Below are 21,237 nucleotides of genomic sequence, written 5' to 3'. Positions count from 1 at the left end.
GCCATGAAAAAAGCCCTAGTATTGTCCACCCTGTTATGCCTTGTATTTTGCCTGTGCCATGTTAACGTAAGTCATTCTGCCAGTAAACCCATTGCCAAAGGAGCCGACAAAAGATGTGATTATTATGATAGCAGAGGTGATAAGTATTACTGCGTGGAAACCAGCGCCGCCTGTAATATTGCACATGCCTATGTAAGTGAGGCCGGCAGCACGGCCGCCCCTACCCTGGTGGTGCTTTCACTGTTCAGCACCTCCGGCAGCTGTAAAACGTATGAAGGCAGCCTTACATTGCCCTCCGGTAACATTATGGTGATCGATGTAATTACCTGCGACTGCGGCAATACCCTTACCACGCACGTGCGTTTTGTAAGAGACTAAACCACCGGCATTATCTAACTGCAAAACCCGCTCCTGTAGCGGGTTTTGTTTTCATAACCGGTTAACACAAATAAACCGGGCAAATGCCGGCCTTTTGCTAATTTAACTGCCAAACATTTCTACATGTTACGCAAAACGGCATTGTTGTTATTTATACTTTTCTGTGTACATACGGTAACCCATGCGCAAAAGCATATCCGGGTGCTGATTGTAGACGGCTTCAGTAACCACAACTGGCAGCAAACCACGCAGCTCACCAAAGCTATCCTGGAAGAAAGTAATTTGTTCGATGTATCGGTTTCCACCACGCCATCCACTGCCCATGATCCGCGCTGGGCACAGTGGCAGCCCAACTTTAAAAACTATGATGTGGTGATCCAGAACACCAATAACATCAATGATACCGCCATGCGCTGGCCACGCGCTGTTGAAATAGAGCTGGAGCAATATGTAAAGGCTGGCGGCGGCTTATACATCCTGCATTCCGGCAACAATGCATTCCCGCACTGGAAGGAGTATGATAAAATGATAGGCCTGGGATGGCGTCCTAAAACAACCGGCATTGCGCTCATTATTGATCCCAATGGTCATATACAGCGCCTGCCACCCGGCCAGGGAGATGCCACCAACCATGGCGACCGCTTTGATGCGGTGATCCACATTCTGCAACGCCATCCCATTAACAAAGGTTTTCCGGATGAATGGAAAACCGCTTCCATGGAGCTGTACCGCTACCCGCGCGGCCCTGCAGAGTACATTACCGTGCTCTCTGCTGCATACGATAGTATCAGCAACAAAACATGGCCGGTGGAGTGGGTGGTAAAGTATGGAAAAGGCCGGGTATATAATTCCAGCATGGGACATTTATGGAAGGGTGATGTGTACCCGCTCAGCTATCGCTGCATTGGCTTTGAAACCACTATGATCCGCGTGGCGGAATGGCTGGGCAGCGGTAAGGTTAGCTACCCGGTACCGGCTAATTTTCCCACTAAAAACGCCGTGAGCTTGCGGGAGCCTACAGATGTGCCCAGGGGGCGTTAAAAGAGGAAGGGCGGCTGAAGACAGCACGCCCTTGTTTATTAGAATACGCAATCGAGAGAGTTATTTTCTTTTCTTCAGCTTTACTTCCTGGGTAGCCGTCATAAGGGTGGTGAAAGTAATACCTGAAGCCTGTTGTGAGGAGGTATAGGCAATTGCGCTGTACAGGACCAGCGTATCACCTACCCAGGTCACTTTTGCCGTGTTAGGCGTAGTAGGTGCAGTACCCGAATTGTCCGGCAGACTAATGAAGCCCTTTTCAAAGTAAATAGAATCCGTTCCCTTCATTTTATAGGCAGCAGTACTGCCGGATGCCGGAGCCTTAAACATGAAAGGTATCTCAATGGTTTGCATTTCTTCTCCTTCTGTATAAATTTCGGCCTTAACGGTAGTATCAACGGTGTAGGCAAAATTGCTGGAAACCACTTTGCTGGCATCAAAAACAACCGTTCCCTGGTTTTCTTTACTGTTGTAAGAGCTATAGGTGATCGTTTTATCTGTTGAGGAATTATCCGTAGCGGTACTTTTGCTGGTAACCTTCATACCAACAAAATCATAAGTACCCAGGATCTCACCGGAATTGTTTCCACCTTCAGGCGTGGTTTCATCTTTACTACAGGCAACAAACGCAGCAGCCATGGCTGCGGACAAAAGGAGTTTTGAAAATTTCATAGCTATTTTAGTTCGTATAGGAATAGGCCTGCAAGTTACCACCGATAGCCGTAAAATACATAACATTTTAATGTCATATATTTATACGAAATGAAAAAGGGAGCCTCGCAGCTCCCCTTCCGGCGGAAGGATGGTACATTACAGTATATGGGTTACCGTTATTGACGGCGCAGCCACTGTTCCATATCAACAAGTTGTATCCCGTTCTGTGCGCGCAAGGCGGCCCGCACGCCATGGCAGTTCTCTATTCCTATTAATACCAGTATACGTTTGCCGGGGTGCGCGTTGGCCGCCTGCAGCGTTACATTTACAATGTTCTGCGTCCAGCGCCGGTCGCCGTCTATATCTACCGGCCCTATAAGCTGGTCTTCCAGCGCGCGTTTGCCCGCCAGCGCTTTATCGGTACGCTGCCCGTTCACATCAGCAGGTGTTTGCCATACTATTTTCAGTACATTAAACAGGCTGCCGGTATATTGTTGCAGTGAGCGGGAGGCATCAGCCCGGGTGCTGTCAAACTCTTTATGTGCTTTGATCACAGCCTGCACTATTTCCGTAAAAACAGGCTCCGGTGGCTCTGCAGCGTAAGCCGGGCGTTGCATTTCATTTACCAGCGGGAATATTACACCGGGATACTCTATCTTGGACGGATACACTTTCTGCTCCTTTAATTCCTTCGGGTTTACATCCAGCACAAATACCTGCGGATCAATGGCGCTAATGATTCTTTTCAGCGTATCCAGGTTATACACCGGTGTGCTGTTATGGCGGCGGTATAAGGTAGCCAGCACAAATACCTCGCTCTTATTATTCACCGGTGTTTCTTCCGGCAAAACCTGCGCAAGGAACAAGCTACCCAGTATAAATACCACTGGCAGAAAAGTATATTTCATACAGGTGATCATTTTACAAGGGGTTTAAAAATGTGTCAGTACATCCGGCATAAAGGCCGGCAGCTTTACTTTACAGCGGTACATGCCGCCATACACATCTTCCTCTTTCAAAAATTCATGCTCCTTTTTACTGATCCAGAAAGTTTGCGTATAGTCAACACCTTTATTGTTACCGGTGGTCACCAGCTTCCAGCAATCCACGCTTTTGTTATCCAGCGTGGTAAGCGCTTCGATGCCGCTTACTTTATAGATCACGAATTCAGGAAGGTCCAAACCGGCATCATAAAAGTTAATGGCAAATGTTTTACCCGCAGCTAATGGCAGCATTTCAAAAGTTTCCACATCCAGGTTCCAGTTAAAGTTGGGCCGGTCAAACTGCAGGGTAAATCCTTTCTTTGAATTATCTGCCACCGTATCTGCGCCGCTAATACCGGCTGTTCCCCAGTTATAGGCTGCCAGGCCACTTTTGGCTGTTTCCTGGTGGTAGACGGGTGTAAAATCCTTTGCGCTGTTCACAGAAAAGTAAGCCCGGTAACTGGTAGTATCAGCGCCATACCAGTGCTGGCTGATGGTGAATACCGGCTCCCCGTTACGGGTAGCTGTTTTAATATCGCGCAGCCAGTACCAGCACCGCAACATTTTAGGGGCTTGCGGATGCTGGTAATACACCAGGTACTGGCGCAGCCCGGGTTTCAGCAAACGGGTGTTCAGGATCCGGCTGCCCGGCGCCACCGTATCAGTAGCCTGCGCATCCAGCACCAGGGGCGCCAGTACACCGGCCATAATGGTGATCAATATTAAAATGCCGATAACAATGTTATTTTTCATAGCTGTTGTATTGGAATAATAAAACAAATGTCTGCCGCCGCTGCTGCTTATAAAAATCAATTCAATTATTCACGCACATACTTTAGCCGTACCCGCATAGCGTTCAATAACGGCAACGGTTGAATTTTACGGGTGAACGGTTGAAAACAGGTGGCAGGCAGCCTTAAAATCTTTGTACCTTTAATTATGAAGATATTTTCCGGCCAGGCTAGCCCCGTGCAGCTGCAATGGCTGCTCTGGGGTTTTGTGTTCCTGATCAATTTCATTTCCATGCTGCCAATGGATGGCGTGGTGCAGGCAGGCGCCTTTACCGCCATCAGCACTGCGTTCTATGCCATTATAATCTATGGCAACATCCATTTCCTGTTACCGGTGTTTTATAAAAGAGGACAGTTAATGCCTTATGTGCTGGCATCTGTTTTTTTTCTTGCGCTGATAGGCATTGCCCGCAGCTATCTTTCCCAATACATCTACAATCAATACTTTTCAAAAGAGTACCTGCCCATTACTACTAAAAGCATTATTTATGTAAGCGCCGCCTGTGTAGTGATCTATGTGCTGAGCTTTATATTCCGTTTTGCGCTGGACTATTTTAAGCTGAAACGGCAGGCAGAGGAAATGATTGCCGAAAAAAGCCTGGCAGAGCTGAACCTTCTGAAATCACAGGTGCAGCCGCATTTCCTGTTTAATACCCTTAACAACATTTATTACGAAGCCTATAAGGAAGCGCCCCGCACTGCCATGCTCATTGAACGCCTGTCAGAGATCATGCGGTACTTTGTGGATGAAAGCCCCCGGGAAGAAGTAACCCTGGGCACAGAGATCCAGTTCCTTGAAAATTATATTGCCCTGGAAAGGATCCGTATCCGGCACGAGATATCCATTACCTTTATTCAGAACTGCCGCAAAGAGGCCAGCATTCCGCCAATGTTATTAATGACCTTTGTAGAGAATATTTTCAAACACGGTATCGATAAATCCAATCCGGAAAATGCCGTTACCATTTCACTGGTACAGGAGAACGGGTACCTGCTTTTTCAAACCCAGAACCTGCTGCACGATAAACAAACCGTAACCGGGCAAAGTGGCTTTGGCATCCGCAACCTGCACAAAAGGCTGTCGTTATTATTTGGCAGCAATTATGAGCTCAGCGCCCAGCCGGCAGGTAAATATTTTAATGCATCCCTGAAAATTCCGTTACAATGAACCTGCGCTGTATTATTATAGACGATGAGCCCAATGCCGTGAACCTGCTGGAAATGTTCATTCGCCAAACCACAGAATGGCAGCTGCTGGCCAAGTGTTACGATGCGCTGGAAGCGCTGGCCTTTCTGAAAGAGCAAACCGTAGATTTTATTTTCCTGGACATTAACATGCCACAGCTTACCGGCATGGAGCTGGCCGGCCTGCTGCCCAAAACCACCCATATTGTATTCACCACCGCTTATTCAGAATATGCGGCAGACAGCTACGGATATACCACGCTGGATTACCTGCTGAAACCCATTACATTAAAACGTTTTTACGCTGCTGTACAAAAAATAGAAACCCATTTCCATTTAAAAGACCGGGGCGTAACCGTTCCCCCGTCCGCACCTGCAACAGAAGAATATTTTTTCATTAAATCCGGCAAAACATTTCACAAGCTGCTGCTGCACAACATTCTCTATTTTGAAGGCGAAAAAGAGTATGTACGGCTGGTAACCAGCAGCGAGCAATTGCTGGTGTACCGCCGCCTGAAAGATATTGAGGAACAGCTCTCCCACCCTTTCATACGCGTACACCATTCCTATATTGTGAACATTGCACAGCTGGACAAGATCCAGGACAATCATATTTTCATAGGCGACAAACAAATACCCGTAAGCGAAAAATTCCGGGAGCCTTTTATGGCTGCTATCCGCCAACGGATCTTTTAATTATATTTGTTGGCAATTATTTCATGCCCTATGAAAAGATCCCTTGCCGCTTTGTTTTGCGCATTCGCTTTTGCGGGTTGTTCCTCTGCTCCGGACAACGCCGGCACCACTACAGCCGATAACTCCGACAGCGCCACTTTTGTGCAGGCCGATACTGCTTACCGGACTTTTTCACCAGCCGGTAAAGAGAACCGCTCTGTTGAAATAGACAGCGCCATGCGCGAAAGATTAAGCTGGGCCGATGTGCTGGTTACACAATACATTTCCCTGACAGATAATACTGCCGTACAAAATGCCGCCAAAGACAGCTCCATTGCCTGGTTATGGGACCAGCTGCTGGATACCGACAGCGCAAAATACATGGTATGCCACCTGGGCCATGATTATGAAGATGATTATGGGAAACGCTTTATTACAGACGGCTGGTTGTACATAGATACGCTTACGCACCAGGTATATGAATATGATGTGCCGGACGACAGCTTAATTGTATGGAATCACTAACGTTAACACCAGTACGGCAATTATTCTGCGTCTGTAATATCCAGTATATCACCGGGTTTACATTTCAGGATCCTGCATAAGGCCTCCAGCGTGTCAAAACGGATCCCTTTTACCTTGCCGGTTTTCAGCAAAGACAGGTTCGTAAGGGAAATGTCTACTTTCTGTGCCAGCTCTGTTAAAGAGATCTTGTTCTTTGCCATCTGCACATCCAGGTTTATGATGATCGCCATTATACAAAAGATTCGTTATCCACTTTTAACTGGTAGCCTTTCCGGAAAACTTCTGACAGCACCAGGATAATAAGCCCTGTAATAACCGGCCAGAAACCCAGCACTATTTTTATATGGTAGATGCCTCCTGCCTGCTGCAGCTGAACTTTGAACAGTGCATTCTTTACAAACGCATCTATAAAATTGATAACCGCCATAGCAATTACAAACAGGCCAATATAACGCAGGCGCTTTACATTTTCCAGGTTAAAAGGCACTTCCGCTTTCAGCGATTGAAAAATACGGCGGGTGTTGTAAAGCACACTGCCGAACAGGAACATAGATAAAGAAAAGAACACAACCACGATAGCAGATAACAGCGGGGTAAGCTGCACTTTGAACTTCATTAAACCTTCTACATCCCGCAGGGAAGATACCTGCGCCTGCGCCGTATCCATACCCGTAACAGGCAGGTGTTTAGCGGCATTTATGGTAACAGGTACGTCCCATTCCAGCTTATGGGTGGTGAACATTTTAATGCAGATGCCAATAACAATAATAACCAGGAATACCCAGAACAGGTACCATACAATGTTGGTAAGGATATACAACCCGCGAATAATGATCCGGTTCATAAAGGATGAAATTTTGTTTCGATCCAAATGTACGCAAAACATTTAATTTTTTACGTAAAACATAAAATATTTTAAATAATAGGTAAATGGGCATTTTAATAACATCTCTGGTCTATTTTTTTATTTACCGTTTTATCACATTTTTGTCCCAGCTATGAAATATATACTATTTATCCTGCCCCTTTACCTCTTGGGCTGCCATGCGCCTGTTACCACAGATCATAAACAAACAGTGGATACCACCGCTGCCACGCCCCTTCCCGCCGTTCAACAAGCTTACACACAGCTTATACAGGCAATGCCGGATACCGCTATTGCTTATGACGATTTTAATGGCGATCAGATAATGGATACCGCCTACGGGGTATTATTTAAAGATCACAGCGACGAAGAAGATGGCCAGAATGAATACATTGTACGTTTTTCTTCAGATAGCATAACCCCGTTATACGCCAGCTATGGCGCAATGAGACTGATCAATGAAGGAGATCTGAATAAAGACGGCCGTGATGACATTTCCCTTTTTCAGGAACCACACCATGGCTGCACTTACCATATGAGCACCTGGACATATGCAAACAATAAGTGGAAAGAAATTGGAAAACCATGGCTGACATTAACTGGATGCGAGCGTGTAAGCGATGAAGACCTGCAAAAAAAGATTGTATTGGAAAATGATACTGTATATTATTATGAGGAAGATGTGAGTAATGATAGTTTTCAGCTGCAGAAAAAAGTGATGATATTGTACTAACCTTCCTGCATAGCTCCGCCACGCGGCTAACACAAACGGACGCCAACAGAACAACTAAAGAAGCATATACAGGACGGCGCCTGCAGAAAAAGGATCAAATTACCCGGGGCTGCCCTGCATTACCTTAATGATCCCTAACAAATCGTCCACTACTTTTTGCTTGGCCTGCAGCTCCTCCTGCAATAGCACAATAACATCCTGGCAAAATGGTAAAGCGCTGTCTTTTTCTTCAGGCTCCGTTTGATAGTTAAATAACAGGGGCAGCGGCGTATCTAAAATAGCCGCAATTTTCTGCAAGCGGTCAATAGTTAATTGAACCTGCCCGTTCTCAATCTTACAATAAGCATTCTGTGAAATGCCCAGCTCCAGGGCTACATACTCCTGGGTGAAACTTCGCTCCATACGGAGCTTTCTGATAGTGTCCGAGATCATGGGGTACAACAATTTTTGAGGTTAACAGTTAAAAAACAAACAAACTAAATCGTACAATAAAATTAGGAATAAATTAAACACGCACGCTATTGGCAGGAATAATTTTAATGTTCAACTTTACACCCGATCTACAGCAGATCTTTTGTTGTTCTGTTCTTCTTGTTACACCCCAAAAATCGCACTTACACAGAGGATCAGCCCAAACAGCATGAGCACACCTACTAACCGATTGCAGCAATGTCTGCCATTGCGCAACGCTAGTAACCCATTGTTGATTTCTTCATTTCAATAACCTCAAAAACTTAAACGTCATGATCCGCATTTTCAATGCAAAAACAGCCATTGTTGCCTGCCTGGCAGTTACTACTGTTACCCTGTCCAGTTTCAGCCACACCAGCGCACCTGCCTTATTAGGCAGCAACCAGGCCACTAACCTGCAGCTGGCCGATGCTCAGAATGTAAGCGGCGCAAAAGCTGCTGCTTACCTGACCCCGGTACCCACTATTTATGTAGTGCCCCTGCCGTACACCCGTCTTATTACAGCTACCCGTTACATTACCCAAACGGACCTGCTGACCGCTACTGCAAATGCTACCATTATCACCCAGCCGGGCGGAGGTATTCTGAAACCTGCACAGCAAGTGCAGAACAAATTGAACAGCCTCGATTAATCACAGTTTTAGTTAGTAGTGTAAACTTTGAAGGTTGAAGCAGAAGGCTGAAGAACCGGGCTGGGCAAGCTATGCCCGCTATTCAGCCTTCTCTTAACCCTTATATTTTACACTATCCCGCTTCAACCCTTCAAACCTTCAGCCATGAATATTTTACGCCCGATTATATACCTGGCATTCATCAGCTATTTTGCAGCCACCTTCTTATTCACCATGCCGGATAATTATGTAAGCCTGCAGTTCTATCACCAGCAGCAGGTGTTCCAGCAATGGCTGTTCCAGCGCTGGGGCTTCTTTGCACCGCCCCCTAATTATGATGAGCGCCTGTACTATGAGTTCCGTGATAAGCTTACGCGCCAAACCAAAACCTTTGAGGTAATGGAACCGATTGTAACCCTCAAACAACAGAAAGCGCCCTTTAACTGGCATGAGGATATTGTAGACTACCTGCTTTCCGGCAGCATGACCGGCATTGGCGATGACCTGCACGATATGCGCCAGGACCTCATCTACCGGAACAAACAAGCCGGGAAAAGCGCAACAGATACCAGCGGTGAGCATATACTGCGGGAAACCATCCAGCATGGCATCAGCTTTCAAACCCTGCGGAACTACGCAGCTATTGTAGCGCAAAAGAACCGGCTGGATACAGCCCGGCATGAAGTACGCCTCATCCTCTCCCACGTAATGCTACCCAAATTTGCCGACCGGTTCAGCACCAAACCCCGCCGCGAAGAAGCTTATTTTATCAGCGATTATGTTACCCTTAACCGCTAAAACCGTACACCATGGCACTGTTTAAATACCTGCTCAGTTTAGAGGAAAAGAACCGCTATTCCTTTTACCTCGCGGTATTCCGCATCTTTGTTTGTTTTCATTTAATTAAAACCATCCTTTTCCAGTGGGCCTACCTGGATATCCTGTATGGCGCCAATTCCTTTGTATCGCCGGTACCTACCTTTATTACAGAGCTGCTGGGCATCCCCACCCATTTTTTGCGGGAGCATTACCAGTGGTTCATTACCGCCTACCTGCTGATCATTGTATTATACCTGTTTGGTATAGGGAAACATTTTACCGCCCTGCTGCTGTTCCTTTGTTATGAAACCCTGCAGCGCATGTGCAACCTGGTGCTGAATGGCGGCGATAACCTGATGAAGTTTATTATGCTGTACATGGTTTTTGCCGACAGCTACCAGTACTTCAGCATCAAAGCCGGGCAGTTTAAGAACCAAACATTGCGGCAGCTGTCGAACCTAGGCAGCAACCTGTGTGTGCGGGCCATTACCCTGCACTTTTGTATGATCTATTTCTGGTCGGCCTGGCATAAGATCCATGCCGAGGTATGGTTCAATGGTGTGGCCACTTATTATACTTTTAGCATTGGCCGTTTCAAGGGTACGCCCTGGAACGATTTCCTGGCCAAGAACGGCGTATTCGTTACCATCTCCACATATTTTACCCTGATCGTGGAAGTGTACTTCCCTGTGCTGGTATGGTTTAAAAAGACCCGCCTTGCTGTAGTGCTCTGTGGCATTGCCCTGCACCTGGGTATTTATGTGTTTATGATGATCTATGGGTTCGAGATCATTTTCATCATGACCTATGGCTTCTTTTTTAAAGATGAGGAATGGCAGGCCTTCCTGAATAAGCTGATAAGCCGCATAAACCGGAAAGCCAAGTGGAAATTACCTACCTTTGCGGAATTTCATCCTGAACCGCAGGTATATGCAGGCAGATAAGATCATATTATTCGATGGGAGCTGTGCCTTTTGCAACGGCTTTATACGCTGGGTTATCCGCATGGACCGGGTACATTTCCGCCTCTGCGACCAGCAAAGCGCCTGTTTTCAGGCCCTGGCCCGGCAGCATGGGCTGCCCCTGGCCACCGGTACAGACGCCGGTACCATTTACCTGGTGCAGCATGGCAAAGCATATACCCGGACGGCTGCCATAGCCCGTATTCTGCGCGGGTGCCGGCAGCCGTTCGGCCTGGCCGGCTGGCTGCTAAGCTGCATTCCCGCTTTTATCAGCAACCCGGTATATAACTGGATAGCCCGGCGCCGCCACCAGCTGGTACGCAGGCAGGCCTGCGCCCTGCCCACCCTTGAAATGCGGGAGCGGCTGGTGTAATTGAATTACGAATTATTCAATTACGAATTGTTGGAAATGCTTCAAAATATTCTTAATTCGTAATACTTAAATATCCCTCTGCCCGATCCTTCGCTGCATTAATTCGTAATTCGTAATTGACAATTCGTAATTTTCCTATTTTTGCCCTGCACTTTTTTGGACAAGCATTATTCTTACAGCCAGGTTTTATTTTACAGCATGCAGATATTAATTAAAAAAGCAGTCGTTATCGCCCCGAATGATCCTTTCTCAGGGCAGCCGATGGACATTTTAGTAGCAGATGGCAGGGTGAGCAAGGTAGCCGCAGAAATTAAGGCGGATAATGTAACAATCATTACAGGCAATAACCTCCACGTATCTATGGGCTGGATGGACGTTTTTGCCCATTTCTGCGATCCCGGCCAGGAGCATAAGGAAGACCTGCAAACCGGTTCACTGGCAGCAGCCAGGGGCGGTTTTACCACGGTAATGATAGTGCCCAATACCCAGCCCGCCCTGCACACTAAACCGCAGATCAGCTATGTGCTCAGCAATACCAGCCGTGGCCCTGTACAGGTGCTGCCCATAGGCGCCATTACCAAAAACCTGGAAGGCACCTCTCTGGCGGAAATGTACGAGATGCAGGAAGCCGGCGCCGCTGCCTTTTCCGACGGTATTAAGCCCGTACAATCCCCCGGCCTGCTGCTGAAAGCCCTGCAATATGTAAAAGCCTTTGATGGCACCATTATACAGCTGCCGGATGATCAGAGCATCTCCGCCCATGGCCTTATGCACGAAGGCATCCACTCCACCCAGCTGGGCATGCCCGGCAAACCCGCCCTGGCCGAAGAGCTGATCATTCAGCGCGACCTCGAGCTGGCACGGTATACCGGTTCTAAGCTGCACATTACCGGCGTAAGCACTGCCAAAGGTATAGCGCTCATTGCCCAGGCAAAGGAAGAAGGTATAAAGGTTACCTGCTCCGTTACACCTTATCACCTCTCTTTTACAGACGCAGACCTCCGGAACTACGATACCCATCTTAAAGTAAACCCGCCCCTGCGCAGCGAAGAAGATGTTGCCGCGCTGAAAGAGGCCGTGGTGAATGGCGTGGTGGATTGTTTTGCCACCCACCACCAACCGCAGGACTGGGATGCCAAACAGCTGGAATTTGAATATGCAAAGAATGGAATGATAGGATTAGAGACCTGCTTTGGGGCGATCCGTAGACATATTCCCCAGCTGCCCCTGCCACAGCTTATACAAATGCTCACCATAAACCCACGCCGCATCTTTAACCTTCCCATACCGGAATTTAATAAAGGAGAGCTGGAAAACCTCACTGTATTTGAACCGGATACCAACTGGACGTTCACCAGCGCGGATATTGCTTCCCGGTCTAAAAATTCACCGTATATTGGCGCGGAGTTAACAGGCAAAGTGAAAGCGGTTATCAATAATAATCAGGTACTGTTTTCTTAATCCTTATAAACCTTACTACTATGCACAAAAGCAACCATCTTCAGTATGGATTGGTTATCAGCGCAATCCTTATTCTGTTATCTGTACTTTTTTATGTGCTGAACCTCAGCACAGAGAGTTGGGTAAAATGGGTAAGCACGGTTGTAATATTTGTTGGCGTTATTTTTACCTGCACCCAATTTGCAAAGCTGAATGACGGGAATGTGACCTTTGGCAACGTTTTTGCAAACGGGTTCAAAACCACGTCCCTTATAGCACTGGTTACCGTGCTGTTCTCCGTGGTGTTCATCCTTATTTTCCCGGATATTAAGGAAAAGGCGCTGGAGGAGGCCCGCAGGCAGATGGAAAAACAGGGACAGTCAGATGATGTGATAGAAAAAGCCATTGCCATGACCAGTAAGATGTTCATGGTATTTGTATTAGCCGGCGGTATTTTCGGTACCCTGTTCTTTGGCGCCATTGCATCCCTTATAGGTGCAGCCGTAGCCAAAAAGAACCCGAACGTACAACAGCCGCAGTTATAGGAATACGCTGAACGCTGAACGCCTGATGCTTAACGCTGATTATGTTATGTCCGGGTGCGGACCTACCGCCCCGCTGCATTAGCGTAAAGCATTCAGCATTCGGCGTTCAGCGTAATTAAAAAATATCCAGACTATGAGTTTAGACATATCCGTTATCGTTCCATTAAAAAACGAAGAAGAATCTTTGCCGGAACTTGTTGCCTGGATTGATCGTGTGATGCAGGAAAACAACTTCACCTACGACATATGGATGGTGGACGACGGTAGCACGGATAGCTCCTGGGAAGTGATACAGCGCCTGGCAGCCGCCGACCCGCAGCATATTAAAGCCATCCGCTTCCGCCGTAACTATGGCAAGTCCGCCGCCTTGAATGAAGGCTTCCGCGCAGCACAGGGCAATGTGATCATTACCATGGATGCCGACCTACAGGATAGCCCCGATGAAGTGCCGGAACTGTATCGCATGATAGTGGAGGATGGCTACGACCTGGTAAGCGGCTGGAAAAAGAAACGCTACGATAACGCACTCACCAAAAACCTGCCCAGTAAGCTCTATAACTGGACCACCACAAAAATGAGCGGAGTAGCGCTGCACGATATGAACTGCGGCCTGAAATCCTACCGCAAAAAAGTGGTGAAGTCTATTGAGGTGTATGGAGAAATGCACCGCTATATACCCGTGATCGCCAAATGGGCCGGCTTTAGCAAGATAGGCGAAAAGCCTGTAGAGCACCGCGCCCGCAAATACGGTGTTACCAAGTTTGGACTGGAACGTTTTATTAATGGTTTCCTGGACCTGGCCTCCATTATGTTCATCGGTAAGTTTGGGAAACGCCCTATGCACCTGTTTGGCGCGCTGGGCACCGTGTTCTTCCTCTTAGGTTTTGGGATTGCCTTTTACCTGGGCTTTGCCAAAATTGCTTTTGACCGGTACAACATGACGGACCGGCCTATCTTTTACCTGGCCATCCTGTTCATGATCATAGGTTCACAGCTCTTCCTCACCGGTTTTATTGGCGAGCTTGTAGCCCGCAATGCTCCGGAACGGAATACATACCTCATTGAAGAAAAAATTAGTTGAAAATAATTACGAATTGGGGCTGAATGCAAAATGCTGAACGCCGAACGCCAATGTAGCCGCCCGTATATCCGCGCTCAACAAACCTGACATAATCAGCGTTAAGCATTCGGCGTTAAGCGTAATTCGTAATTGATAATTGTAAGCTTTGAATAAATCGAAGATCCTCATACTCGGCACCGCCTACCCCTTCCGGGGCGGCCTGGCAGCTTATAACGAAAGGCTGGCCGAAGAGCTGCAGCAAACAGACGATGTAGATATCTGGACCTTCACCGTACAGTATCCTGGTTTCATGTTCCCCGGCAAAAGCCAGTATTCAACAGATCCTCCGCCCGCACACCTGCGGATCCGCCGTATCGTAAACTCTGTTAATCCGCTGAACTGGTGGATCACCGGCCGCAAAATACGCCGCTTCAATCCTGACATTATTATTGTAAGATACTGGCTGCCCATTATGGGGCCCTGCCTGGGCACTATATTACGCATCGCTAAAAAAGGCAGCAATATCCGTATAGTGGGTATGCTGGATAACGTAGTACCGCATGAAAAAAGGTTCGGCGATGTAGCCTTTACCCGCTACTTCCTGAAACCGGTGGATGTATTTGTAGCCATGAGCCAGTCTGTGATCAACGACCTGCGGCAGTTTGAGCCCGTAAAAAAGGCATCGCTCATCCCCCATCCTATTTACGACAGCTATGGGGAATTAATACCTAAATCCGCTGCCAGGGCTCACCTGAAGCTGGATGCCGGTAAACGGTACATCCTGTTCTTTGGCTTCATACGCCCCTACAAAGGGCTGGACCTTTTACTGCAGGCTATGGCAGATGAACGCCTGCGTAAGCTGGACATTCATTTAATAGTAGCCGGGGAGTTTTATGAAGATGCCGCCCCCTATCATCAGCTGATCGCACAACACCAGCTGGGCGATAAGGTGCTGCTGCATACCGACTTCATTCCCAACGACGATGTAAAGTATTATTTCCGTGCGGCCGACCTGGTGGTACAGCCGTATAAAAGCGCCACCCAGAGCGGCATTTCACAGATAGCCTACCACTTTGAAAAGCCCATGGTGGTGACCAATGTGGGCGGGCTGGCAGAAACCATCCCGGATGGCAAAGTAGGCTTCATTTGTGAGCCGGAACCGGCCTCCATTGCAGCTGCCGTAGAAAAGTATTATGTAGAGGACCGGGAAGCTGCTATGACAGCCGGCGTACAGGAAGAAAAACAAAAATACTCCTGGAGCCGCCTGGCCGCTGAAATACATGCACTTGCGGAAGGTGTAAAGCCGAAAGCATAAAGCGTAAAGCACAAAGCCGAAGGCTAAAAGCCTTAAGCATATGGAATAAAACAAACAGCATTAAGCTTTCAGCTTTGCGCTTTAGGCTTTTCCCAGGAACACATAACAAAAATACTGCACATAGCGTTAAACATACAGCAATTGAACAGAATGCAGGCAGCGTTAAACATTCAGCACATTACACATAAAACAAACGGCATTAAGCTTTTAGCTTTCTGCTTTAAGCTTTTTGCTCCATCAAACGGCATTAAGCTTTTTGCTTTCTGCTTTAAGCTTTTTGCTCAATCAGTTTGCCTCCTGCTAATAGGGCTCTTCACCTGTATAGCCGCAAAGGCGCAGCACCTGCGCCCGGCAGACAGTACCCTGCTCGCAAAACAGCAGGATTCCCTGCAGCGGGTAGCTGATACTATTTTAAACGGTAAAACAGAAGACATACGCCAGCGGGCCAGCGACCAGTTCATACCGCAGCTGGTGCGCGCGCTTAAAGCGCCCTACTCTTTTGAGTTCCCCTTTGATTCCCTGCAAAGCATCAGCATACAATACCCGCAGGATAGCACCTTCCGCATTTTTACCTGGGGCCTTGAGAACGATAATGGTTTTTACCGCCACTACGGCGCCATACAAATGAACAGTAAGAACGGGCAGCTGAAGCTGTTCCCTCTTTTTGATAATTCGGACTATACCTCCAATGTAGATACCGTAGGCGATAACAAAGCCTGGTACGGCTGCCTCTATTATAAAATAGTACAGCAGCATTTCTTTAACAGTGAATACTATACGTTATTTGGCTACGACGCCAATAACCTGCGCAGCACTAAAAAACTGGTGGATATGCTGCAGTTTAAGAACGGCAAACCCGTATTTGGCGGGCCTTTCTTTAGCTACGCAGAAGACACCGTCCCTAAGCCTACCCGCAAACGCTTCATTATAGAATACAGTAAAAAAGCCACCATCAGCCTCAGTTATAACCCCGAAATGGATATGATCGTATTTGATCATCTGGTATCGGCAACCAATGAGCCGGGAAAACCGTATACATATGTACCTGACCTGGATTATGAAGGGTTTAAATGGAAAGGAGGAAAATGGGTACATATAGAAAAAGTGTTTCACGACGCCCTGCCCCAGGGCAAGTTTCCGCTGCAGCAGCCGCAGGATCAGCGGAAAAAGAACCTGATGCGCCCACAAACCGCAGAAGAAATGGAAGCAGAAAAGGCGTCGAAGAAACGCAAAAACAAGTAACACGGTTTTTTTGTTATATTCATTCAGGGGCACTATTTGCCGTTTAATCAGAGCACAATGAAAAGATTTACTGTCACGCTGACGGCTGCAATATTTTTTGTAGCATCCGCCTTCACGTATGTTGCCACCAGCTGGAAAATTGCAGATGGCTACACCATTAAATTTGATGGCAAAGGCGCTTCGGGCACCTTCACAGGTTTAAAAGGGGACATTATTTTTGACGAGAATGACCTCCCGGGCTCAAAGTTTAATGTAACCGTGAGCACAGCCTCTATAAATACCGGCAACGGTTTAAAGAACAAACACGCCAAAGGCGAAAAATACCTGTATGCCGATAAGTTTCCCCTGATCCGCTTTACTTCCAGCGCTATTAAAAAATCTGACAAAGGGTATACGGCCACCGGCACCCTGGAAATACGCGGGGTTAAAAAAGAGATCAGTCTGCCCTTTAACTACAGCAAAACCGCCAGTGGCGGCCTGTTCACCGCAAACATAGAAGTGAACCGGGAAGACTATAAGGTAGGCGGTTCCAGTTTCATCCTGGGTAGCGATTTTAAAGTAGATATATCGGTACCCGTAAAAAAATAAGCGCCCTGCATGCTACAACCCTCCACAATACAATTGCTGCGTTTTCCTTTCTCCTACTTCCTCATGCCGGTGTACTGGTTTGCGCTGAGCTTTGTACCAGCTATTAACTGGCCCAAAGCCATCCTGATCTTTATACTGCTGCATGTGCTGTTATACCCCTCCAGTAATGGTTATAACAGCTATATGGACCGGGATGAAGGCAGCATTGGCGGTGTGGCCAAACCCATGCAGCCTACCCGGCAGCTGTTTTATGTAACAGTGTGGATGGATGTAGCAGCTTTTCTACTATCATTCCTCGTATCTCCCTGGTTTGCAGTGGCTTTAGGTTGTTATATCCTTTGCTCCCGGGCTTATAGTAACCGGCGCATCCGTTTAAAACGTTTCCCGGTCATCGGTTACCTGACCGTGATTCTGAACCAGGGCGCACTGGTATTCTGTATGGTGTATTATGGTTCCGCAGTGAACAGTGATCTGCCCTTTCCCTGGATACCGGCCATAGCAGCAGCCTTCCTCATAGGCGGCTTCTATCCCATTACACAGGTGTACCAGCATGAGGCAGATGCAAAGGACCAGGTAACCACCTTAAGCATGAAGCTGGGCAGGCGTGGCACTTTTTTGTTCTGCGCCGGCATGTATGCCATTGCCTTTGGCCTGTTGTTTGTTCATTATCAACAACAACAGCAGCTTCGTCACTTTGTGATATTGCAGCTATTTTTCATCCCCGTTATCCTCTTTTTCATACGCTGGCTCATACAGGTGTGGAAGGATGCTTCCAGGGCGGACTTTAAGCGTACCATGCAAATGAACGTATTGGCAGGTACCTGTACTAACATGGCTTTCATTGTATTACTAATTCTGCATCATTTTGGCTGAAATCATTTCCATAGGCACAGCGGTACCCGCTTATCGTCACCAGCAGGATGACATCCTGCGTTTTATGCAACAGGTACACCAGCTGGATGAAACCGATAAGCGTAAGCTGTCTTTTTTATACCGGCACAGCGGTATTCAAACCCGCTATTCCGTATTACCGGATTATAGCCTGCCGGAGGAAGAATGGACCGTTACCCAAACCGCTGCTGTTAGCGCCAACGGCACCTTACTGACGGTAGATAAGCGTATGGCCCTGTATAAACAGGAGGCCCTGCCCCTGTCACTGCAAGCCATAGAACAGTGTATGGAAGGGGTTATGGAGGTAACAGCCGTTACCCATCTTATTACCGTAAGCTGTACCGGCATGAGCGCACCCGGCCTGGACCTTGAGATCATAGAAGCGCTGCAGCTGTCGCCCGGTATTTTTCGTACATCCGTAAACTTTATGGGCTGCTACGCCGCCGTACATGCGTTAAAGTTAGGGAAGATGATCTGCGATACGGAACCGCAGGCCAAAGTAATGATCGTAGCTACAGAGCTGTGTACCCTGCATTTTCAGCAGGACTATACGCCGGATAATGCTGCCAGCGCCCTGCTGTTTGCCGATGGCAGCGCAGCGGTGCTGATGGCTAACCAGCCTGCGGGTACTGCCACAGGCAGCAAACCAGCGCTGAGCATTGATGGCTTTTGCGCCAACATAGCCTTTAAAGGCAAGCTGGATATGGCCTGGGGCATCAGCAACAAAGGTTTCCTGATGTCGCTGAGCAGCTATATCCCGCATCTTATTAAAGAAGATATCAGCGGGCTGGTACAGGAAGCCCTGCAAAAGAGCAACATTAACCAGCAGGATATTACCCATTGGTGCGTACACCCCGGCGGCCGTAAGATCCTGGACGAAATTGAGCACCAGCTGGAGCTGGACGCCAATGACCTGTGCTTTTCCCGTAAAGTGCTGGAAGATTATGGTAACATGTCATCCGCAACTATTTTATTTATACTAAAGGATATATTAGCAGAGCTGCAGCATACCCCCCAACCGGCAAAGATCTTTGGAGTGGCATTTGGCCCGGGGCTTACAATGGAAACATTTATCGCTTCCGTAAAATGAACCTCGCACAACGTTCATACAAACCGGAATTACTGGATGGTGACAACATTCCGTTCAAAGATATTGAGCAGAACCTGCGGGAGCTGGATAACATCAACCGCTGGCTGGGCGGGCACCGTATTACCATCCGCGGCCTGCAGCAGCTGCTGAACGGCCGCACCCGCATTCATGTATGTGAAATAGGCTGTGGCGGCGGCGATAACCTGGCAGCCTTGCTGCAATGGTGCAAACGCAAGCACATCAGCGTAACCTTTACCGGTATTGACATAAAGGATACCTGTATTGAATATGCAGAGCAAAAGCAAATATTGCAATCCCACACCCGCTGGATTGTGAATGATTACCGGGAAGTAACGTTTACGGATAAACCGGATGTAATTTTTTCCAGCCTTTTCTGCCACCACTTTACTGATGCCGCTTTAATTGAACAGCTGCAATGGATGCAGCAGCACTGCAGCACCGGCTTTTTTATTAATGATCTGCACCGGCACTGGCTGGCATACCACTCCATACGTGTGCTCACTAAATTGTTTTCCCGCTCTTACCTGGTAAAGAATGATGCGCCGCTAAGTGTGGCCAGGGGTTTTAAAAAGCGGGAATGGCAGGGTTTACTGGCACAGGCCGGGTTACCGCCGGCCGGCGTGCAATGGCAATGGGCTTTTCGTCACCTGGTTACTTTTAAGCACCATGAATGATAACCGGTACGATATTGCTGTGATAGGGGGCGGCCTTGCGGGGCTAAGCCTGGCTATTCAGTGTGCCGGCGCGGGATATACCGTGGTGCTGCTGGAAAAAGAGCAATACCCTTTTCATAAAGTATGCGGGGAATACATTAGCCTGGAAAGCCGGGGCTTCCTGGAAAGGCTGGGCGTTCCGGTAGGAAATATGAACCTGCCGCAGATCCGGAAGCTGCTCCTCTCCGACCCGCACGGCCAGGCCTATACGACTGATCTGCCTTTAGGCGGGTTTGGCATTAGCCGTTACCTGCTGGATAATGCCTTGTATGAAATTGCTCAGAAGAAAGGCGTACATGTGCTTACCCAAACCAAAGTGCAGGACGTACAGTTCAGGAACAACCGCTTTGTCATTAATGCCGATCAGGGAAGGCGTATTACAGCCTTCATTGCAGCAGGCGCCTTTGGCAAGCGCAGCAACCTGGATGTAAAGTGGAAACGGCCTTTTGTACAACAGCCGCCCGGCAAGCTTAATAACTATATTGGTATTAAATACCACATTCAATACGATCACCCTGAAGGGCTGATAGCCCTGCATAATTTTGACGATGGCTACTGTGGTATTGCCCGTATTGAAGATGGTAAATGCTGTCTTTGTTACCTGACCACCGCCGCTAACCTGCAAAAGCATAACAACAGCATTCCGCAAATGGAGCGGGAAATATTATACCGCAACCCGCACCTGAAAAAGATCTTTACGGAAGCCACTTTCCTGTATGAGCAGCCGCTGGCCATTTCCCAGATCAGCTTTTCCAAAAAGGCCGCTGTAGAGAACCATATCTTAATGGTGGGCGATGCCGCTGGCATGATCACTCCCCTTTGCGGCAACGGCATGAGCATGGCCATGCACGGCGCCAAGCTGGCCTTTGACCAGATCCATGAGCTGCTGCAGCAAAAGATCACCCGTAAGGAAATGGAACGTTGTTACCGGCACCACTGGCGCAAGCATTTCACCTCCCGCCTGTTCATGGGCCGTGTCCTCCAGGCCTTCCTGGGTACAGAAAGCCGGGCCACTTTTTTGGTTGGCTTAATGCGGTATATGCCGGGGTTAGCGAAGCAGATCATAAGATCTACGCATGGGAAACCGTTTTAATTACGAATTATCAATTACGAATTACGAATTATTTGAAATACTTCACCATCAATCATAATTCATAATATGCACAAATACAAAAGCGAAAGGTTTGAAGCAGGCATTATAACCTTTAACTTCAAACCTTCCGCTTTTATTAATATTCTCAATTACAGCTATCAATTCATCCAATCAAA

General features: G+C 47.8%; 26 protein-coding genes. 20 read left to right on the top strand and 6 right to left on the bottom strand.

Annotated features, from left to right (window positions below):
* The first annotated feature begins 3 nt into the window (after nucleotides 1–3).
* On the top strand, nucleotides 4–378 hold the full coding sequence (locus tag BMZ54_RS24965) for a hypothetical protein (protein ID WP_089918614.1): 375 nt from the start codon (nucleotides 4–6) through the stop codon (nucleotides 376–378).
* Between the two features lie 123 nt (nucleotides 379–501).
* A complete protein-coding gene (locus BMZ54_RS24960; protein WP_089918613.1) occupies nucleotides 502–1,419 on the top strand; it encodes a ThuA domain-containing protein in 918 nt (305 codons plus the stop codon).
* Nucleotides 1,420–1,479: 60 nt separating this feature from the next.
* On the opposite strand, the gene BMZ54_RS24955 is transcribed toward BMZ54_RS24960, so the two are convergent.
* The 3 genes from BMZ54_RS24955 to BMZ54_RS24945 form a co-directional block, all read right to left on the bottom strand.
* Nucleotides 1,480–2,088, bottom strand: coding sequence for a hypothetical protein (locus tag BMZ54_RS24955; protein ID WP_143081128.1), 609 nt, complete (start codon nucleotides 2,086–2,088; stop codon nucleotides 1,480–1,482).
* 158 nt (nucleotides 2,089–2,246) lie between these two features.
* Nucleotides 2,247–2,978 carry a hypothetical protein gene (locus BMZ54_RS24950; protein WP_143081127.1) on the bottom strand — a complete coding sequence of 244 codons (732 nt, stop codon included), beginning with the start codon at nucleotides 2,976–2,978 and terminating at the stop codon, nucleotides 2,247–2,249.
* 24 nt (nucleotides 2,979–3,002) lie between these two features.
* A complete protein-coding gene (locus BMZ54_RS24945; protein ID WP_143081126.1) occupies nucleotides 3,003–3,806 on the bottom strand; it encodes a DUF3108 domain-containing protein in 804 nt (267 codons plus the stop codon).
* 186 nt (nucleotides 3,807–3,992) lie between these two features.
* On the opposite strand from BMZ54_RS24945, the gene BMZ54_RS24940 reads away from it, so the two are divergent.
* The 3 genes from BMZ54_RS24940 to BMZ54_RS24930 are packed head-to-tail and all read left to right on the top strand — an operon-like array spanning nucleotide 3,993 to nucleotide 6,229.
* Nucleotides 3,993–5,012: a sensor histidine kinase gene (locus tag BMZ54_RS24940; protein ID WP_143081125.1), complete on the top strand. Its 1,020-nt coding sequence runs from the start codon at nucleotides 3,993–3,995 to the stop codon at nucleotides 5,010–5,012.
* Entirely contained in the window at nucleotides 5,009–5,725 is a 717-nt protein-coding gene (locus BMZ54_RS24935; protein ID WP_089918605.1) for a LytR/AlgR family response regulator transcription factor, read from the top strand. The genes BMZ54_RS24940 and BMZ54_RS24935 overlap by 4 nt, the downstream gene beginning before the upstream one ends.
* A gap of 30 nt (nucleotides 5,726–5,755) precedes the next feature.
* On the top strand, nucleotides 5,756–6,229 hold the full coding sequence (locus BMZ54_RS24930; RefSeq protein ID WP_089918603.1) for a hypothetical protein: 474 nt from the start codon (nucleotides 5,756–5,758) through the stop codon (nucleotides 6,227–6,229).
* Nucleotides 6,230–6,249: 20 nt separating this feature from the next.
* Here BMZ54_RS24930 and BMZ54_RS24925 read toward each other — a convergent pair whose 3' ends face one another.
* Both BMZ54_RS24925 and BMZ54_RS24920 read right to left on the bottom strand, forming a co-directional pair.
* Nucleotides 6,250–6,459: a helix-turn-helix domain-containing protein gene (locus BMZ54_RS24925; protein WP_089918602.1), complete on the bottom strand. Its 210-nt coding sequence runs from the start codon at nucleotides 6,457–6,459 to the stop codon at nucleotides 6,250–6,252.
* Complete coding sequence (locus BMZ54_RS24920) at nucleotides 6,459–7,073, bottom strand: DUF2975 domain-containing protein (RefSeq protein ID WP_162277661.1); 615 nt, start codon at nucleotides 7,071–7,073, stop codon at nucleotides 6,459–6,461. Before BMZ54_RS24920 ends, BMZ54_RS24925 begins: the two co-directional genes overlap by 1 nt.
* Before the next feature lie 154 nt (nucleotides 7,074–7,227).
* Here BMZ54_RS24920 and BMZ54_RS24915 point away from each other — a divergent pair, with 154 nt between their 5' ends.
* The gene (locus BMZ54_RS24915; protein ID WP_089918599.1) at nucleotides 7,228–7,827 is read left to right on the top strand and encodes a hypothetical protein; all 600 of its coding nucleotides are present in this window, start codon (nucleotides 7,228–7,230) and stop codon (nucleotides 7,825–7,827) included.
* 99 nt (nucleotides 7,828–7,926) lie between these two features.
* Here the strand turns inward: BMZ54_RS24915 and BMZ54_RS24910 are convergent, their stop codons facing one another.
* The gene (locus BMZ54_RS24910; protein WP_089918597.1) at nucleotides 7,927–8,259 is read right to left on the bottom strand and encodes a helix-turn-helix domain-containing protein; all 333 of its coding nucleotides are present in this window, start codon (nucleotides 8,257–8,259) and stop codon (nucleotides 7,927–7,929) included.
* Between the two features lie 311 nt (nucleotides 8,260–8,570).
* Here BMZ54_RS24910 and BMZ54_RS24905 point away from each other — a divergent pair, with 311 nt between their 5' ends.
* The 14 genes from BMZ54_RS24905 to BMZ54_RS24840 all read left to right on the top strand — a co-directional run bounded on the left by BMZ54_RS24905 (nucleotide 8,571) and on the right by BMZ54_RS24840 (nucleotide 21,061).
* Complete coding sequence (locus BMZ54_RS24905; RefSeq protein ID WP_089918596.1) at nucleotides 8,571–8,930, top strand: hypothetical protein; 360 nt, start codon at nucleotides 8,571–8,573, stop codon at nucleotides 8,928–8,930.
* Nucleotides 8,931–9,074: 144 nt separating this feature from the next.
* Nucleotides 9,075–9,707, top strand: coding sequence for a hypothetical protein (locus tag BMZ54_RS24900; protein ID WP_089918594.1), 633 nt, complete (start codon nucleotides 9,075–9,077; stop codon nucleotides 9,705–9,707).
* A gap of 11 nt (nucleotides 9,708–9,718) precedes the next feature.
* A complete protein-coding gene (locus tag BMZ54_RS24895) occupies nucleotides 9,719–10,672 on the top strand; it encodes a hypothetical protein (RefSeq protein WP_089918591.1) in 954 nt (317 codons plus the stop codon).
* A complete protein-coding gene (locus tag BMZ54_RS24890; RefSeq protein ID WP_143081124.1) occupies nucleotides 10,629–11,063 on the top strand; it encodes a thiol-disulfide oxidoreductase DCC family protein in 435 nt (144 codons plus the stop codon). Before BMZ54_RS24895 ends, BMZ54_RS24890 begins: the two co-directional genes overlap by 44 nt.
* A gap of 198 nt (nucleotides 11,064–11,261) precedes the next feature.
* Nucleotides 11,262–12,524, top strand: a complete 1,263-nt coding sequence (locus BMZ54_RS24885) for a dihydroorotase (RefSeq protein ID WP_089919002.1) — start codon at nucleotides 11,262–11,264, stop codon at nucleotides 12,522–12,524.
* A 20-nt stretch (nucleotides 12,525–12,544) separates the two neighbouring features.
* Nucleotides 12,545–13,048, top strand: coding sequence for a DUF4199 domain-containing protein (locus BMZ54_RS24880; protein ID WP_089918587.1), 504 nt, complete (start codon nucleotides 12,545–12,547; stop codon nucleotides 13,046–13,048).
* A 133-nt stretch (nucleotides 13,049–13,181) separates the two neighbouring features.
* The gene (locus BMZ54_RS24875) at nucleotides 13,182–14,129 is read left to right on the top strand and encodes a glycosyltransferase family 2 protein (RefSeq protein WP_089918586.1); all 948 of its coding nucleotides are present in this window, start codon (nucleotides 13,182–13,184) and stop codon (nucleotides 14,127–14,129) included.
* 145 nt (nucleotides 14,130–14,274) lie between these two features.
* Nucleotides 14,275–15,423: a glycosyltransferase gene (locus BMZ54_RS24870; protein ID WP_089918584.1), complete on the top strand. Its 1,149-nt coding sequence runs from the start codon at nucleotides 14,275–14,277 to the stop codon at nucleotides 15,421–15,423.
* 141 nt (nucleotides 15,424–15,564) lie between these two features.
* Nucleotides 15,565–16,665 (top strand): hypothetical protein, encoded by a 1,101-nt coding sequence (locus BMZ54_RS24865; protein WP_143081123.1) that lies wholly within the window; start codon nucleotides 15,565–15,567, stop codon nucleotides 16,663–16,665.
* A 57-nt stretch (nucleotides 16,666–16,722) separates the two neighbouring features.
* On the top strand, nucleotides 16,723–17,253 hold the full coding sequence (locus BMZ54_RS24860) for a YceI family protein (RefSeq protein ID WP_089918580.1): 531 nt from the start codon (nucleotides 16,723–16,725) through the stop codon (nucleotides 17,251–17,253).
* A 9-nt stretch (nucleotides 17,254–17,262) separates the two neighbouring features.
* Complete coding sequence (locus BMZ54_RS24855; protein WP_238386688.1) at nucleotides 17,263–18,126, top strand: UbiA family prenyltransferase; 864 nt, start codon at nucleotides 17,263–17,265, stop codon at nucleotides 18,124–18,126.
* Nucleotides 18,119–19,234 (top strand): type III polyketide synthase, encoded by a 1,116-nt coding sequence (locus BMZ54_RS24850; protein ID WP_089918579.1) that lies wholly within the window; start codon nucleotides 18,119–18,121, stop codon nucleotides 19,232–19,234. Before BMZ54_RS24855 ends, BMZ54_RS24850 begins: the two co-directional genes overlap by 8 nt.
* On the top strand, nucleotides 19,231–19,929 hold the full coding sequence (locus tag BMZ54_RS24845) for a methyltransferase domain-containing protein (RefSeq protein WP_089918576.1): 699 nt from the start codon (nucleotides 19,231–19,233) through the stop codon (nucleotides 19,927–19,929). Before BMZ54_RS24850 ends, BMZ54_RS24845 begins: the two co-directional genes overlap by 4 nt.
* Nucleotides 19,922–21,061, top strand: a complete 1,140-nt coding sequence (locus BMZ54_RS24840; protein ID WP_089918574.1) for an NAD(P)/FAD-dependent oxidoreductase — start codon at nucleotides 19,922–19,924, stop codon at nucleotides 21,059–21,061. The genes BMZ54_RS24845 and BMZ54_RS24840 overlap by 8 nt, the downstream gene beginning before the upstream one ends.
* Nucleotides 21,062–21,237: the final 176 nt, after the last annotated feature.

Origin of the sequence: Chitinophaga rupis (assembly GCF_900109685.1) — a bacterium.
GTDB classification, from domain to species: Bacteria; Bacteroidota; Bacteroidia; order Chitinophagales; family Chitinophagaceae; genus Chitinophaga; species Chitinophaga rupis.
Note: the sequence above shows the minus strand (reverse complement) of the source record. Positions and strands in the feature narration are given on the sequence as shown.